The 15,926-nt window shown below is 42.9% G+C and carries 21 protein-coding genes; 8 read left to right on the forward strand and 13 right to left on the reverse strand.

Features of this window, described 5'->3' with window-relative positions; translation table 11 throughout:
- Nucleotides 1–28: 28 nt before the first annotated feature.
- Nucleotides 29–202 carry a ribosome modulation factor gene (gene rmf / locus R7035_RS00195; protein ID WP_005377453.1) on the forward strand — a complete coding sequence of 58 codons (174 nt, stop codon included), beginning with the start codon at nt 29–31 and terminating at the stop codon, nt 200–202.
- A 140-nt stretch (nt 203–342) separates the two neighbouring features.
- On the opposite strand, the gene fabA is transcribed toward rmf, so the two are convergent.
- Both fabA and R7035_RS00205 read right to left on the reverse strand, forming a co-directional pair.
- The gene (gene fabA / locus R7035_RS00200) at nt 343–861 is read right to left on the reverse strand and encodes a bifunctional 3-hydroxydecanoyl-ACP dehydratase/trans-2-decenoyl-ACP isomerase (RefSeq protein ID WP_005390081.1); all 519 of its coding nucleotides are present in this window, start codon (nt 859–861) and stop codon (nt 343–345) included.
- 70 nt (nt 862–931) lie between these two features.
- Nucleotides 932–2,572 (reverse strand): Lon protease family protein, encoded by a 1,641-nt coding sequence (locus R7035_RS00205; protein ID WP_132937250.1) that lies wholly within the window; start codon nt 2,570–2,572, stop codon nt 932–934.
- Between the two features lie 210 nt (nt 2,573–2,782).
- On the opposite strand from R7035_RS00205, the gene matP reads away from it, so the two are divergent.
- The 5 genes from matP to R7035_RS00230 all read left to right on the forward strand — a co-directional run bounded on the left by matP (nt 2,783) and on the right by R7035_RS00230 (nt 5,192).
- Nucleotides 2,783–3,232 (forward strand): macrodomain Ter protein MatP, encoded by a 450-nt coding sequence (gene matP, locus R7035_RS00210; RefSeq protein ID WP_005396497.1) that lies wholly within the window; start codon nt 2,783–2,785, stop codon nt 3,230–3,232.
- A 15-nt stretch (nt 3,233–3,247) separates the two neighbouring features.
- Nucleotides 3,248–3,559 carry a DUF3634 family protein gene (locus R7035_RS00215; RefSeq protein ID WP_005377468.1) on the forward strand — a complete coding sequence of 104 codons (312 nt, stop codon included), beginning with the start codon at nt 3,248–3,250 and terminating at the stop codon, nt 3,557–3,559.
- Between the two features lie 114 nt (nt 3,560–3,673).
- Nucleotides 3,674–3,997: a hypothetical protein gene (locus R7035_RS00220; RefSeq protein WP_132937251.1), complete on the forward strand. Its 324-nt coding sequence runs from the start codon at nt 3,674–3,676 to the stop codon at nt 3,995–3,997.
- Between the two features lie 520 nt (nt 3,998–4,517).
- On the forward strand, nt 4,518–4,883 hold the full coding sequence (locus R7035_RS00225; protein WP_262662257.1) for a regulator: 366 nt from the start codon (nt 4,518–4,520) through the stop codon (nt 4,881–4,883).
- A gap of 84 nt (nt 4,884–4,967) precedes the next feature.
- Nucleotides 4,968–5,192, forward strand: coding sequence for a hypothetical protein (locus tag R7035_RS00230; RefSeq protein WP_262662254.1), 225 nt, complete (start codon nt 4,968–4,970; stop codon nt 5,190–5,192).
- Nucleotides 5,193–5,217: 25 nt separating this feature from the next.
- Here R7035_RS00230 and R7035_RS00235 read toward each other — a convergent pair whose 3' ends face one another.
- The 3 genes from R7035_RS00235 to R7035_RS00245 are packed head-to-tail and all read right to left on the reverse strand — an operon-like array spanning nt 5,218 to nt 6,557.
- A complete protein-coding gene (locus R7035_RS00235) occupies nt 5,218–5,637 on the reverse strand; it encodes a protein-export chaperone SecB (RefSeq protein ID WP_262662252.1) in 420 nt (139 codons plus the stop codon).
- 1 nt (nt 5,638) lies between these two features.
- Nucleotides 5,639–5,956 (reverse strand): hypothetical protein, encoded by a 318-nt coding sequence (locus R7035_RS00240; RefSeq protein WP_262662250.1) that lies wholly within the window; start codon nt 5,954–5,956, stop codon nt 5,639–5,641.
- Between the two features lie 19 nt (nt 5,957–5,975).
- Entirely contained in the window at nt 5,976–6,557 is a 582-nt protein-coding gene (locus tag R7035_RS00245; protein WP_262662248.1) for a hypothetical protein, read from the reverse strand.
- A gap of 237 nt (nt 6,558–6,794) precedes the next feature.
- On the opposite strand from R7035_RS00245, the gene R7035_RS00250 reads away from it, so the two are divergent.
- Nucleotides 6,795–7,421, forward strand: a complete 627-nt coding sequence (locus R7035_RS00250) for a DUF2726 domain-containing protein (protein WP_262662246.1) — start codon at nt 6,795–6,797, stop codon at nt 7,419–7,421.
- A 39-nt stretch (nt 7,422–7,460) separates the two neighbouring features.
- Here the strand turns inward: R7035_RS00250 and R7035_RS00255 are convergent, their stop codons facing one another.
- The 8 genes from R7035_RS00255 to R7035_RS00290 form a co-directional block, all read right to left on the reverse strand.
- Nucleotides 7,461–8,813 carry a secretin N-terminal domain-containing protein gene (locus R7035_RS00255; protein WP_318145912.1) on the reverse strand — a complete coding sequence of 451 codons (1,353 nt, stop codon included), beginning with the start codon at nt 8,811–8,813 and terminating at the stop codon, nt 7,461–7,463.
- A 17-nt stretch (nt 8,814–8,830) separates the two neighbouring features.
- Complete coding sequence (locus R7035_RS00260; RefSeq protein ID WP_025816149.1) at nt 8,831–9,904, reverse strand: zonular occludens toxin domain-containing protein; 1,074 nt, start codon at nt 9,902–9,904, stop codon at nt 8,831–8,833.
- The gene (locus R7035_RS00265) at nt 9,904–10,263 is read right to left on the reverse strand and encodes a DUF5455 family protein (protein ID WP_012841818.1); all 360 of its coding nucleotides are present in this window, start codon (nt 10,261–10,263) and stop codon (nt 9,904–9,906) included. The genes R7035_RS00260 and R7035_RS00265 overlap by 1 nt, the downstream gene beginning before the upstream one ends.
- The gene (locus R7035_RS00270; protein WP_318145913.1) at nt 10,263–11,849 is read right to left on the reverse strand and encodes a chemotaxis protein; all 1,587 of its coding nucleotides are present in this window, start codon (nt 11,847–11,849) and stop codon (nt 10,263–10,265) included. The genes R7035_RS00265 and R7035_RS00270 overlap by 1 nt, the downstream gene beginning before the upstream one ends.
- 72 nt (nt 11,850–11,921) lie before the next feature.
- Entirely contained in the window at nt 11,922–12,185 is a 264-nt protein-coding gene (locus R7035_RS00275; protein ID WP_318145914.1) for a major coat protein, read from the reverse strand.
- Between the two features lie 270 nt (nt 12,186–12,455).
- Nucleotides 12,456–12,761 (reverse strand): hypothetical protein, encoded by a 306-nt coding sequence (locus R7035_RS00280; protein WP_005389159.1) that lies wholly within the window; start codon nt 12,759–12,761, stop codon nt 12,456–12,458.
- 83 nt (nt 12,762–12,844) lie between these two features.
- Nucleotides 12,845–14,875 carry a replication endonuclease gene (locus R7035_RS00285; protein WP_318145915.1) on the reverse strand — a complete coding sequence of 677 codons (2,031 nt, stop codon included), beginning with the start codon at nt 14,873–14,875 and terminating at the stop codon, nt 12,845–12,847.
- On the reverse strand, nt 14,875–15,309 hold the full coding sequence (locus tag R7035_RS00290) for a hypothetical protein (protein ID WP_318145916.1): 435 nt from the start codon (nt 15,307–15,309) through the stop codon (nt 14,875–14,877). The genes R7035_RS00285 and R7035_RS00290 overlap by 1 nt, the downstream gene beginning before the upstream one ends.
- Nucleotides 15,310–15,402: 93 nt before the next feature.
- Between R7035_RS00290 and R7035_RS00295 the strand changes: the two genes are divergently transcribed.
- Nucleotides 15,403–15,771 (forward strand): DUF3693 domain-containing protein, encoded by a 369-nt coding sequence (locus tag R7035_RS00295; protein ID WP_025522911.1) that lies wholly within the window; start codon nt 15,403–15,405, stop codon nt 15,769–15,771.
- Nucleotides 15,772–15,926 lie beyond the last annotated feature (155 nt).

The following is a 15,926-nucleotide window of genomic DNA, read 5'->3' on the forward strand; positions in this document are numbered from 1 at the left end:
GTAAATGGACCTGTATGAGGAATTAACTATGAAGAGACAAAAGCGTGATCGCCTAGAACGAGCTCAATCTCAAGGCTACAAAGCTGGGTTGAATGGAAGGTCTCAAGAGGCTTGCCCATATCAACAAGTTGATGCTCGGTCGTATTGGTTAGGTGGTTGGCGTGATGCCAGAGATGAAAGACAATCTGGTCTCTACAAATAAACTCTCCACATACAAAAAGAAGGATTCGAAAGGGCTCTACGGAGCCTTTTCTACATTATAGGGACATAGGGAAGTAGGTTAACACTCGATAACAAAAAGGCTCCTAAATAGGAGCCTTAATAAATCGATTAAAATCGTGATTAGAAGCTTGAAGTGTCTTGGAACAAGCCAACTTTCAAATCTTTTGCTACGTAGATTTCTTTGCCGTCCACACATACACGACCGTCGGCCAAACCCATCACAAGTTTACGGTTTACAACGCGTTTCATGTGGATTTCGTACGTCACTTTTTTCGCTGTTGGCAGGATCTGACCTGTAAACTTCACTTCGCCAACACCCAGAGCACGACCTTTTCCTTTGCCACCAACCCAGCCAAGGAAGAAACCAACAAGTTGCCACATCGCATCAAGGCCAAGACAACCCGGCATTACAGGGTCGCCAGGGAAGTGGCAGTCAAAGAACCACAAATCTGGAGTAATATCCAATTCCGCCAAGATCAAACCTTTACCAAAATCGCCTTCAGTCTCAGACATTTTAGTAACACGATCCATCATTAGCATGTTTGGCGCAGGAAGCTGAGGGTAACCAGGCCCAAACAGTTCGCCTTGGCTAGAAGCAAGTAGATCGTCACGGTTATAAGAATCACGTTTGTTTTGCATTATCAATTACTCCAATTTTTGATAGCTGCATCTTAGTGAACACGTGTACGCTAAACAACTCCGATCAGTACTAGACAAACCAGTTTTTGATGCGCTGCACAATTCCTTCTGGATGCTCATGTCTTTCAAAGTTTTCAATACGTTCCGCTATTTTGCCAATAATACTATCGTCTTCACCTCTAAAAGGTTTATTCATTACAATCGGAATAGCTTCATCTACGGTAGAAACGGACCAAATATGGAACTCACCATTTTTAATGCTTTCTATTACATCTTTATGTAATGCAAGGTGTTTAAGGTTTGATTTTGGCATCACAACACCTTGATTTCCTGTAAAACCTTGATGTTTACAAACCTGATAAAAGCCTTCAATTTTTTCGTTCAAGCCACCAACGGCTTGCACTCGACCAAACTGATCAACAGCCCCTGTAACCGCAACTTGTTGATTAATTGGAGATTCAGATAAAGCACTTACCAAGCAACAAAGTTCTGCAAGAGATGCGCTGTCACCATCAACTTCACTATAAGACTGTTCAAATACGATGGAGGCTGAGTAAGGCAGTGGTTCATCCAGTTTCAGAGCAGAGCTCAAGAAAGCTTGCATAATCATCATGCCTTTTGCATGTAGATTGCCTCCAAGCTCAGCTTTGCGCTCAACATCGGAAACATCGCCATCACCAAAATGAATTACACAAGATATTCGTGCAGGCTCACCATAGCTGACAGGGTGCCCAGCCATATCAATAACGGTTAGGCCATTGATTTGACCAACTTGTTCCCCAGTTGTCTCAATGATGACTTGTCCATCTAAAATATCGTACACGGCACGCTGAGGAAGGTAAGATTCTCGGTAATACTTGTCGTCAATCGCTTTATCTAACGCCTTGTAATCTAATGCGTGGCCATCACTGAACTGGCTGGCAAGCGTTAGAAGTTGAGAGTGCCACATTACTCCTAAAGGCAGATAATGTTGATCTTCAGTAAATCTCATACCGGCTAGCAACAATCTTCTAAAACCACATTCAGTTAAGTGAGGCAGCTGATATTGAGAACATATCCAGTTCACTAAACCAAAGTAATCTGTCAAATTCTGCTCTGACAGATGAATATCTTCTTCAACTTCCGTATACATGGCAAAGCCAGAACAGAAGTCTTCATCGATGTATTCTAGCTCTGCTAACTGACTTCTTTCTCCTGTTACAATCAGTTTTACATCATAAGCTTTAGCTTGCGGTACTGAAGTAGGTAAACGAGTAGGGCTTAGGTTCAGTGGCTCGATAAGGTTTTGTTGAATTGCAGACTTTATATTTGGCCAAAGTCCTGGGTTAGCCAAAATTAGATTAGCCGGTACAATTAAGTAACCGCTATCTGCCTGTGAAATTAAGCCAGGTTGGAAGGCAATATCACCACTTAAATCGACACTGTAACGGTCAAATAAGCGTTTGGCATCAAGTGATTCCGACAAAACAATCGCAGCGTTAGACTGGCTCTGAAGAGCTTTACTGATGAACTCTCTATAGACAGAATTATCTACGCAGTTAATGAGTAGTACTCGCGTCAATCCAGAAATTTTTGAAAAACGAGATATCGTTGCCGACATTCTCGGTTGGAGCTCAGTAAAAGACTTCTTTGGTAACGAAGGTGCAGACTTTAAAAGTGCTTCGTACTGCTCAAGTGAAGGTGTTACGTCTTGCCAATTAAGTTGGTTCATTAAAATTCATCGTAATTCAATCTTGCCGACATTATAACGAAACGGACTATAACACCCTAGCACCAATTTGGTTTGCTCTCGGCATTCATCTCTCAATGAACAATACTTAGACAAATGAGTGATCAACATCGATACTTCTAAGAGTTTTATTTGCCCAAGTAAACCATCTGGGTTACGCTGTCACTAGGTTATGTTTATGGGTCGGAACAAATGAAATATCAGCAGCTTGAGAATCTAGAATGTGGGTGGAAATGGAAGTATCTCATCAAAAAATGGAAAGATGGTGAAGCGATTACCCGACATATTGATACAAGCGAAGCAGATGCAGCGGTCGCAGAACTAAAACGCCTTGAACACGAGCCTACACTTGTCTTAGCTTGGATAGAAAACCACATGTCAGAAGAGTTAGATAATAAACTCAAGCAGGCTATCCGAGCGAAACGGAAACGTCACTTCAATGCAGAGCAAGTCCATACAAAGAAGAAATCCATTGATTTAGATTACCGAGTTTGGGAAAAGCTTTCTAGTAGAGCGAATGAACTTGGTTGTACGTTATCTGACGCAATTGAATATTTGCTTTCCGAAGCGTCGAGAAGTGAAAAAGCGAGTCAAAAAGTTACCTCAATTAAAGAGGATTTGAGTAAATTGCTATCTAGCTAGGATAGGGAGTGCCAAATGTTATATGTAATCTTAATTGCAGCCATCGTGATCTTTTGGTTGATCGCAGTCGATAGGCCGGTGTTAAAAGTAAAGTTCGATAATGGCCATATTAGTAACGTAAAAGGGCATCTACCTCCTTCTTTCAAACACAACTTACAGGATATTAGTGAGCATAACCCGTTTACTGGTGAAATGAAGGTGTATAGCCAACGAACAGGAATGCGCTTAAGCTTTTCCAAAGGCATTCCCAAAAAAGTTCAACAGAGGATTCGTAACGTTTTTCCGCACCAGGGCTTCAAAGCAAACAAAGGCAAGAAGCGCGCTTAATTACATATCAGTTACTTCATCATGTTAAATGGGACGCAATGTGGCGTCCCATTTTCGTATCTACAGAAAAATTACTTATCATCGAACAATCAACAACATAAACGGACCAAAACGATGAGATACGTTGTAACTTTAATGATATTGATATTTGCAAGTACTTCAGTTTTTGCTGACGATTCGGAAACGAACCTGTTGGCTAAAAAGATTAAAACTAAGCTTCAAAAGAAAGTAGACAATAAGTTTGATGGCTATCAAGGCTATTGTGACGTCATGATAGAAATGGAGCACAAAAGTAAAAACGCAGTAATAAAAAGAGTAACCAGTAGTGGTGACCAAAAAGTGTGTAGGTACGTTAAGTCCAACTTGAAGAAAGGAAAACGCTATCGTTACAAATACCCCGAAAAGTACATTCGCCTCCATATAACCACAGGCTTATAAATGTTTCAGAACGCCTTGATTAAGAGCGAGTAAACTGAGCTCGTGATTTTTGGCAGATTTCGTTGCGGAGCGATTAGAGCGTTTAGCTGATTTTTGCTGTTGTACGAGGCGAGTATGAAAGGCTTTTTTGTTTGGTAGCGCTTAAGTTAGTAATCGTGATGCCATTGAATGGCAAATTCAGTGAGTTGGCCATCATCACCATACATAGATTGATTCAGGTGCTTACGGAAGGACACGCCAGTAAGTCGGGGACTAAGCGCGCATCAATTTTCAATAAGAGATTTGATTTGCTTCGTAAGCATAACCACAAACCAAACTAGCGATTGCAAGTCCACAGGAACCTCGGTTAAAGCCTCAAAAGCAAACAATGTTGTTAATCTTAGGAGGACATTTTAAAGTAGCTAAAACCGGACATTATTGCTTTGAGATCTCACTCCTTGGTGCGCATTATATCTGCTTATGTTGAATGCGATTGCATATACCAGTCATATAAAATGTCTCTCTTTTGAGGGACTATTCAATGAAGTATCACGAAATGACTAAAAACTATATTTTTCGTGAATTTGAATGTGGTTTATCCGTCGAACAAGCTGCTGAACTTTGTTTAAAAACTGTGAGAACGGTCAAAGAATGGGATAAGGGGAAAACCATCCCCCCTGAGTGTAAACGTCTAATGAGAATGACAAAAGGAAGAGAGCTTAGTTCATCCAAACAGTGGGAACAATTTAAAATGCATTACGACAGGCTAGAACTACCAACAGGGCAATTGGTTACAGCACAGCAGGTTTTGACAGGAATTGCTTTGTTAGAGATTGGCGCTTTGACCGATTTAGAAGTAGCCGGAAAGGTTTTAAAGTATGCTAGATCTCTCAAAAAAATAATGTGAACAGCGGGATGCCATTGGTTGCATTGCAATTGCGCTCATTTCGATTCTATTATATGGATGACATTTATCGCAAAAGGTTTAACTATGTCTGATAACAAAACTATAGCTCCAAGTGGACTACCATCGTTTAAAAGTATTCTTCAATCATACAGCAATTGTGAAGGGGCGACTCAGCGTGAAATGGCTGTAATATGTGCTTTAGAAGTTGTGAGGGCAAATACTATGGGGGGCCCTAGCCATAAGTTAAAAGAGCATTTACAAAACTTGGGAGAGTATGCGAATTATATTCAAAATGCTTTAAAAGAATAAGAAAAGGCTCCAATCGGAGCCTTCTTTATGTAGTTGTAGGGACTGTCAACAAAGGCATAACTACATGATCCTTATTGAACAATCTTCCACTCAATGAAGCAACAGCTTCTCGAATGTATGGGTATAACACGATAGTCGCGTTGGTTTGTGCCCAATGAGGCAGGTTCTTTGGAGCAAACCTTGTTGTATCTACTTCAAAAGCGGCCTCTAATTCTACTTCAAGCCAAAACGATGCGTCTTCTTCCTTATTGGCATTCTCATCATATCCAATAAGGCATCTAACTTTAACCCAAATTTCGCGTGTTTCTTCATTGAAGTCCGAATGCATGGATTGGATATGAAAGTTACCTTGCTCTAAATCGTCTAAGTCTGAAGTTGGGTTCTTTTCAAGATACAATTTCAGGTAATCAATACCCAAAATTTGAATAGGGTGTTTATCGTACATGTTATGCGCACATTAATTCAGGTTCTAGAGATTGCTCTCCGAAAGAAAAACGTCCTCCCATAGAGGACGTTTCTTTGTATGATGAACTTCTATTATACCGTTTTGCACTTTTAGCTTGTGCAGGTGCAGAGATGATAAACTGCAACAGGTAAGAAAAGTCTTCACAATAAATCGCAGGTTTTTTTTGCCTAGATAGGTAATCTAGTGGTGTTCCAAGTAAGTCTGATAAGCCAAAATCATCAGCTTTTGCCAGTTCATTAAAAAATTCTTCATCTGACATAGCATCCAATCTTGCGAGAATGTCTAAATTGTCAGTCATTTTCATTACTCCTGATATGCTATGGTACTGAGATGGTATCCATCACGTCCACGACTTTAGTATCATTTATAACATAACAACTATCAAGCCTTGCTTGTGTAAAACTTTGCCACCTTAACAAATTTTCCTTGATAGGACTGCTAGTTAATACATGCACTGCATTATATTTTTTATTATCTTGTTTGCCTTTCATGGCAACAAACATACCGTATAGCTTAGATGCTTTCTGTTCGTCAACCTTCTCTCCATAGTACCTAGAGCTTTCAATTCTATCAGAAGCTTTTTCTAAAAATGCTTGAAATATATTGGCATTTTTATGGTCCACAAGATCTAGAAGTTCGACATCAGCTTTACAGTCTAATACAACACAGCTTTTCTTAGGACAATTGTCATATAGTTTTTTACTGAAGCAAAAAGAATGCCACTCTTTGGCCAAATTTAATGCCCTTGGTCTTGTATCTGGAGCGTCTACGTTATAGCTCCAAAGATAAACTCCTCGGCCATGCCTTCCTGGAGATAGCTTTGAGCCATTAAAACCGCTCCCAACTATATCCTCTGCAAAGCTTTTACTTGTCCCATGAGTTCCATAGATTAGCGTCATATATATGGGTTATTGTTATTAGTTTATCAATAAAGCAATCGAGTGCATAAACTATCAGGAAATAACATAGCATTCAATGAAAATATATTTAAATATAAGCTTGTTAAAGCGAGGTTTAACTCCCAAAATCCGTGAAAAAGACAAATGTTTTTGGTTAAATTATAGATGTTTAGTATTTAAACTAAAGCAAAGCCAATATAATAAAATTTTCTTATTTTTATGAGCATGAGAGTGTAAGTGGCTGAGTTAATAATACTTTTATCTTTAGCGTGTATTGTATATTTGTTTACAAAAAAGGGTAAGAAACCTAAACGTAGGCTTAACGAATGGGAACAAGGTGCAGCGGTTAGAAGACCAAACAGCGTGCATTCTTTTGAACCCAAAGTTGTAGAAAAGAACCCAAAGATAGTCGGAGTAGCACTGCCGAAGACTGGCAATAAGACTAATTCTGTACCTCACAAGAAAAGTACATACTTGGCCACCAAGACAGAGCGCAGATTCTATAGGGTGTTGCAGGAGCTTATACCTGATGAATACGTGATTCATAGCCAAGTTTCATTGATGGCGTTAGTTCAACCGACCAATTTTAAAGATAACTCTCGAACTTGGGCTAAAAGAATGGACTACGTGATAACGGATAGAGACACAAAAGTCTTGGCGGTCATCGAGCTGGATGATTCATCTCATAGGCAGAAGAAGAGACAAGAACGAGATATATACGTAAACAATGCACTTAACGGACACCATCCGTTGCTTCGGTTTGAAGCTAGAAGCTCTTATGACAAAACACATATCGCAACCGTGTTAGAACGTGACACAATAATAAAGTGTAGAGAATTGGAAAACGCATTACAGTACAGCTAAAGCAGAGCCGAACAGCAATTGTTCGGCTTTTCTTTTAACTCAAAGTATCGTGGTTCTTATCGTTACTTTAAGTTCTTTATCTACCGTATTGGTCTTTTCTGACCGGAATAAAGCACCAAGCAACGGCACATCCATCAAGACAGGCACACCGCTTACAGAGTCGCGCTGCTCTTGGGAAATCAAACCACCTAAAGAGATCGTTTGTCTGTCTTTGACCTTGACCACCGTTTGCAGTGTTCGCGTATTGGTGATGATGTCGGATGCGATAGAGGAATCCGTTACCGAGTCGGACTTTTGCATAATCTGCAACACAACATGATCACCAATCACATGCGGTACTACCTCAAGTGACACACCCACATCCTTACGTTCAATTTGCTGGACTCGATTACCGCCGTCAGTTACCTCTGACGAAGTGAGGAACGGCACGTTCTGACCAACCGTGATGTAACCACGCTCCCTGTCCATAATAAACATGTTTGGTCGTGATAAGAGCTTGGTATTCTGGTTCTTAGACACGGCTTTGATAAGCGCGTTAAAATCACCGCCCTCATAGAACAGCAGGTTATCAACGGCTTTCTTGATTGCGGTTGGTTGCGAAACAAAGCCAGCCTCACTCAATGCCAAGTCCATATTTACGCCGATTTCTTGAGAATCGCCTAGCTCAGTTTCGGTAATCACCGCCTCGATAAAGACTTGCTTTTGTGGTCTATCAATCCCTTTGATGAGCACATCAATGTGCTTCAATTGGTTTGCAGAGCCAGTCACGATAATGCTGTTTGTGGTAGGTAGCACTTCAACCTTGTAGTTCTTAATTGCTTTGTTGTTCAGTGTTTGATTCTGCGTTGCAGCAAGCATCGAGGAAATCAAATCAACGACCTTGGTATTTCGAACATTCTCAAAGAAGTACAGCTTCACTTGAGAGGGTTCGAACGTCTCCACCTTGTTAGCGTCAGCGATGATGGTAAAAACGCCGTGGTCATGCGTAAGCTCGTAACCGTGCGCGCGAAGCACGGAAAGGAAAAAGGCTGGATAGTCCTCATCTTTCAAATCGGGCGCGGTAAAGCTGACCTCACCAGTAACACCTTGACCGAGCACCACCGTATTCCCAGTATGAACCGAGAACCACGATGCAAAGTCTCCAATCGGTGTGTTCTTTGCCTCAAAAGGCGCAGAGCTTGCAGCAAAAGAAGGGGAGCTGAGCAGGGTGCACGCGAGCAGAAAGGTGGTAATGCTGGATGTGGAAAAGTTGGAACAAGCCGTAGTTTGTTTCTCAACTTTACCACAGCGCATAGTGAGCAACGAGAGCGCTGATAATAAGCCTCCGGCACAATAAGATTTTTTTTGTTTTTTTGAAAGACAAGCTGTGAGTTTTGCGATTATCCATGACATAAAGCGCACCTTATTCCCTAGCACATGACTTTGAATGATTGACCGTTGCCGCTAACCGTAATGGAGCAAGAGCCGTTAGATTGAGCCGTAAAGCCCTTTGCGTATAGTTGCGACGACGACAGACGCACATCGTCCTTAACGAGCACAAAAGACGGGGCTACGTTTGGGGGATTCATTGACGATTCGATTCGATAGCCGTCGAGCAAGTCACTCAATGACTCGCGAGGCACCGCCGTTTGAGCCGTTTCGGGTTCCGTCGACATGTTCGGCGTGCCAACTAAGGTGAACACCGCAAAAGAGACGGCGACACCTGCCGCAAATACACTGAATCGAGAGTATTTACGGAGATAGATTTTCGTAATGCGCATGATATTTCTCAACGTATACGGGACAGTGTAACGTCCGTGGGTATAGTAGGGCGGCAATACTGAATAAACGCCGTCCTCATAGTTGTTTCTAAACATCTGCTTAGTGTCGTAAGAGCTGTATAAGTCCGTACCCCAAAGCATCCATTTATCTACAGTGAGCGAGTTCGCGTTGTCACCATACTTCACAATGCCAACGTGCAACTTGGGCATTTTCAACTTGAGTTGACCGAGCGTCAGAACGGATACCGCCGTCGAGATAATAGGGACTTGAAGACGGTCTAAACGACGACAAAACACGGTGTGTTCAGCCAGTGCAAGACGCGCTTGTTTATCAACAATCGAAATGTCTTGAACGATGAAAATCACATCCCATCCAAGCTTTCGAATATGCAAAAGGTGATCAATTAACTTTTGTCGATTCTTGTCGTTCCATGTGCGCGAGTTAAACCACGTTCCGCACTCATCGAGCACAATCAAGCCGTCTTTTTTGGTGTCATAGCTTTTGTTTGCCGAACCAATCACCATCAAATCTTCCACTTGAGGCTTGTCCGGCAGACGGTAAAGGCGAGTGTTGCGCTTATCGCGTCCAAGCATTTCTTTCAAGTTGATATCGAGGTTTGTCGCCACAGGCACACCGCGCATAAATGCCTCACGAATCTTACCGACTGCCGTTAGCGTTTTGCCTGAGCCGAGCTTACCCGTAACAAAGTAGACCGATGCCATTACGCCGCCCTCACAATCGCGTAGAACTTCCACTCCCACACCCAACGTAGGAGACGCGCCGAGTAAATCGCACTCACACAAGGAATTGCGTTGTTAGGAATAAACATGCCAGCAGCTTGTGACCAAAACGGGGGTGTGACATAAGAAAGCCCAGTGGCAAGCGTATAAATGGCAAGAGTGAGTGCGAGAGTAAGCCCAATCAATAAGGTAATAATCACCAAGTTAATCGTGACGTTGCGTGCCTTGGCGATAAAGAACCAACCAAACAGGGTCGTCGCTATTTGTGCAATAAACGCGACCAAAGCAGGTAAACGCAGTGCCGCACTAATGCCTGAAACAATAGGTAATAGCTGAATCATTAGTAATATCTCCCCGAACCTGGCTTGTTACTTGGTACAGGCGTGACCTCAGTCAGCAGGATTTCAACAAGCGTCTTAATCGTGTAGATGTAAATCAGAATGGAGAGGATCATTTTTAACTTATGAGAGAACTCACAAGAGATTGAAACGTTCCCACCATTGAGTGTTGGCAAAGAAAGCCGCATACATTGGCTAGGCTGTGGAAGCAAGTTAAGAAATGAATCGGAAACGGCAGTAATATGCGCCTCAGATTCAGCCGTAATATTCTTTTCGAGCAAATCATTTGCCGCACCAACAACCGTCGATTCATAAGAGCCTAAAGCACCGGAAACAATCGAATCCGCTTGAGTTAATGCATCACCAACAAAGTTACTATCCAATCCATGAGGACTTTCACAGAATCTATTCTCAGGAGTAGGTACACATGGTTTTAAATCGTCTAGCTTATCTGAAAGCTCATCAAAGCCTTGTTGGTTGGTTTCTTGCAACTCTCCAAGGTCACTAGACAGTTGACCAAAACCATTACTTAACTGGTTGTTCGCCGAAGTCAGCAAACGGTTTGTATTGTTGCCAATATCAGACAACATATCGGACTGACCTTGAATCGCATTCGCTACATGGTTTGCATTATCGACAACGGTATCGGTATTCAAATCAACCGACGCCTTGAGCGCATCAAGAGCGGACTTAGTTTCCGCCTGATTCTTGTTCATGTCGTTATTGATGCCAGTTAGCTGTGCATTCAAATCACTATTCATGGATTTAATAGCGGCGAGGGTATCACTCGTATTATCGACATCAGGCTCAGGTTTATCTGGGTCAGGATTACCAGTACCGCCACCACTTGGTTTATCAGGGTCGCCCAAATCACCGCCTGTTGGAGGGTCGATATCGGTATCAGTCGCACACGCTGGCCAATTAGGACCACCAATAACACAAGATTCGGGTTCAGGTGTGTCACACCAGTTGTTTTCTGGTCTACAGCACATACCGTACCTAGGGTCCCAGTCCGGCGAATCAGGTGTACATTCTTCAGGCTCTGGGTCTTTACATGCAGGCCAATCAGGTGAGTCAGGGGTGCACTCTTCAGGCTCTGGAGGTGGGTTACATGACATCTCTAAAGATTCAGTTGAATCAGTACAAGACACCACAGGGTTCCAACCCTTGTCGAAACAAGCATCTTTAAACTGATTCATTTGATTGACTGTATCTTCCTTTTCGCAGAAAGGAACTGGAGGCTCTTCACACTTACCAGTATCAGGATTTACCTCTTGACCCGATGGACAAGAATCAACGGATTGAGCAAGAAGTTGACCACCGTATGGTTTGCCACGATAGTTCAGGAAAGAGACGCTAACATAGCCATCATGAACGGTATAACGCTTACAAGTATTACCATTAAAGCGTTTACCACCTAAATCAGACTGAGCGCCAACCTTTACAACATCACCAATATTAAGACCAGAACAACCAGCTGCTACACTACCGTTGTTACCCAAACGATAAATCTTGATCAACTTAGCCGAAGCACTAAACGAAACACTCAGCAAAATAACCAGTGACGCAATGCTTTGTTTAATACTCATTTGTAATCCTCATAAAAATAACGCCCCCATTCGGAGGCGTTCACCAATGGGTGTATAAAGCAGTCGTTAGAATTACGTTGCTCTGTTTGCACCTTTCTTGAATAGCTTGATACCGATGAAACCAACCGTTAGTGGAACGGCGATACCCCAAGTCGAGGTGAGCATATCAGTCACATAACTACCAAGCTCAGTAAAGGCGCTAGCAGCAACCTCAGGAAGTGCAGCGTTAGCACCAGACGCCGCCGTTAGAAGTGCACCACCAAATGCGGCACGTTTTGCTGTTACTACTGCGCCAGCCTTAGCCATTGCTGCGCGTACTTTGCTTTGCTTTTCCATAGTCTTATTTCCTATGTTATGGTTTATGAAGAAGTTGAAACCTCAGCCGCTTTCTTGAATCCGAGAATGTGGAAGCCAATCGAGAAGCCAAGGATAAAGGCTGTCGCGAAACAGCCGAGCATGAACTCTGATGACAGCATTTATCTTTGTCCTCCGACTATCCAACCGAGCGCAACTAGCAAGAAACAAATGCCTAAGAACACCATCAACTGAAAGTTATCGAGTCGAGCCATTAGCTCTGCAAATTGCGTCTCGGTCATGATTTAACCCTTACTTTTCGTTTAATTGAGGTAGGGCGTAGAGATGGAAACCGTCGATAGAGACGTGTTTACCCTCATCGTTACCAAAGCTGAATTTCTTGTGTTCCACATCAAACATCATGCGATTACCCACACAGCGCTTGAGCAGTTCGCCAGCCTTGCCGTTTTCCCAAAGCTCAGGAGACACGCGCACTTCAATAGTGTCTGTTGGGTTGGTCGTGATAAGACGCAGCTTGCCGTTTTGCTTTTGTTCGCCGTTACGGTCTGTTTTGGTTTCTTGAACGATGTCCGAAACATCTAGAATTAAACCTTCCATTCTCATAGTGTTTTGCCCTTATTTTTACGTTGTTGGTTAGTTGAAAATTGAAATGACAGTTATTGACACAAGTCCAAGGGAAATTAATGCATCATGTCGGGCGGTGCTGCGCCCACCCAACACGACGCATTAATTTCCTGAGGGTCAGTGAGCAACAGCGCTTCCATTTCGTCATAGAGCGCTAGGTGCTTTTCGTATTGTTCGTAAAGGTCGTCATACATACGCTCGTATTCTTTTTCACGTTCTAGCGCGTCAAAGTAATCGACCACGTTAGACATGATGCCTTGTTGAGCACGGATGAATTGCGCTTTGTTCTCGGTCTTCCAAGTACGGAAGCGAGTCGCGATAAAAATCTTATGGAACATCAAGCCATTCAAACGCGCTTGAGCCATATCACCGTAGCGAGTCGATGAATATTCACCGCCTGAAGCAATCAGTTTTTCGATAGAGGTTGAAACGGAGTATTCCGCTTTTACTGGTTGGTCTTTGCGCTTAACGAACACACCGCCCATTGCGTAACAAAACGCTTTCCAGTCGCCCTCATCAGCAGAGCGGCGAACCTTTTCTAATAGAAAGTGTTCGTCTTGAGATAAATCTGTAAACAAAGCATCGTCCTCTTTGAATTCATCACGAAGACGACGAAGCTCACGCCATACCGTGACAGATGGACCACCAATAAATTGAAATTGACGAATTTGATTCACACGCGCCCAAGTCACGACACGTTCCGCCGCATCTGAGCCAGACAAAGACGAACCTTTGTCAGAATCAATGTGTTGACCGTCGATGTTTTTGCTCAGGTACTTAGCGACATAACCAACGGCTGAACCTTGCGACCAGTCGATAACCTCCGCTTTGAAACGGGCTTTCTTTGCGCCTTTTTCGTCAGGAGAGTCAGCCATAGCAAGACGACGAAACTCAGACGTCACAAATTTGCGTGCGGATTTTTCCATGAACAGCAACAAGTGGTGATGCGGCGTGCCGTCTTGGTGAGGCTCGACAATGCGCATCCCGTAAACCTTGATTTTGCTCTTATCAATCGACTTGCGAAGATTCGCCCAAACGCCCATAAGGTAAGCGTGAGCCGCTTTCGCATCAGGCTTGCCAGCCTCAAGCCATTTCGGGTTGATGTCACCCTTAGAAACAGAGTGGAAACGAGACGGAGCCGTTACCGTGAAGAACACCGCATCGTGATTCGATTCTTGAGCGATTTCCTCAAAGCCACGCAGACGAACGAACATTTCAGCGCGGCGAATCTCAGCGTTAGAAACCGATTTAGCGGATAGCTCGCTGAGTGTGAAGTAGTTAGAAGGGTCAGCCTCATCGTAAGCAATCGTGTTTTCTAGCGCGATACGGTTAGACGTATTGCGGTCACGTTGACGGTTTAGAGAAAAATCCGAGCAGTAAACTTGCTTACGGCGTTGAACAAGCGCTAAATCACGCGCAACACATTCAACCTCGTAAGCACATTTACGGCGCAGTTGACGAACAAGCCAATGCTCATCAAGAGCACGGTTCACCAATGCGAAAAGTTCACAGTTGTTTTCTGCGTATTGAATTTGCTCAGGTGAGAATGCCAAGCCTAATGAATCAAGAAGCTGACGCGCTTTATCAAAACGCGCTTGTGATTCTTCAAGCGGAATTGCACTTAACACGCGAGAGAAGTCGCGTGATTTGCGCTTGGCTAGATTGGTAATTTGCTCATCTGACATCGCGTAGCTGTAGCCGTGCTCAGTCAAACGGTCGTGAGCGTCATTAACTGCGCGTACAGCTTCTAAAGCGTTGCGTGTTTTCAGGATGTCGGTGTAAGCGCGTGTCATGTGTCGAGCGAAGTCGCCGTTACGGTGTAATGATTTCGGCAAATCCAAGCAAGGGTTAGAAGTAGGGCGCTCAATAAAATCTGACAGGTCGTGTGAGTAGATTGGCGCACTCATTGCTGACTTCACAGCCGACGGAATGAAATCCTCAGGCGTTGTGAATCTGTGGTCGACGTACTCAAAACGATGGTCGAATAAGTTGTCAGGAATGTGCTCACATGAAGCCCAAGAATGGACAGGAACAAAATCAATCCATTCTTGTTTGCCGGACGCTAAATCAATAACAAGTTCGCGCATTATTGAGCCTCCATATCTTGGAGAACTTTTTGACAAGGATTGATAGAAAAGTGACGGCAAAACTGCTTATAGCAGTCAATATCATCAAAACGGAACTCAACAGAATTCTTATCAAAACTAACCGCAGGAAAGCGATTTGGGTAAATAGAAACAACAGAATGGAAGATTGTTTGAGGCTCAAAAACACTATGAACCGTAACAGAACAGGCATTAAAAGTATGGCAAACAGCAAACCAACACTCAGAGGTAGTTTCGTTAAAACCAAACTCGATACCATCGCAAGCGATGATGTGATCACAATCTAGCTTATGATAATCAAACATTTTTAAACAACCACCTTGACTAGTTGAGAGAGCGACCGCCAAAGCCAAGCGCGAAAGCGTCAAGGGCAAACGCCCAGAGCTAAGGCGGTCTGATACTGATTGAATAACCAAATTTGGTTAGTAGCCTAATCACCAAAATTGGTTAGCGCAAGACACCAAAAATGGTGATTGATAAGCTAAACTGACGGAAACGGAGGAAGCGGTATGTATCAGAACAAACTATTAGATGCCTACAAAAAGGCTCAAAGTTACGTACAAGACAAACAAATTGCAGCGGATATGAATGTGCCGCCGCAGAGAATCAGTGATTTCCGCAAAGGAAAGCGTTATATGACTGATACACAAGCAATTTTTCTTGCAGAGCAATCAGGTTTAGACCCTGAGATTGCATTGTTGGGTTGTCACGCTGATCGCAATGATAATCCGCAGATAAAAGCAGTATGGGAAGGAATTGCAAAAAAGTTTAATGGGCTTGGATTATCAGGTATTTCAATGGCTTGTGCCGGATTGGCTTTAGTGATTGCAAGTCCACAGGAACCACTATTGCAGTGCGCATTATATGTGTTATGTTAAATTATGTATTGCTGTACGCTAAATGTTGTCTGAGTATGCTCCTATTCCCCTGCAGATTTTAAATTTAAGGGCCTTACAGTGAGCATTAAACATAATCGTTATTTACCATAAAATACTTAATATAGATCTTAATAATCTATCGATTGTTAAGATCT

Source organism: Vibrio sp. 1731, assembly GCF_033339955.1.
Classification (GTDB): Bacteria; Pseudomonadota; Gammaproteobacteria; order Enterobacterales; family Vibrionaceae; genus Vibrio; species Vibrio alginolyticus.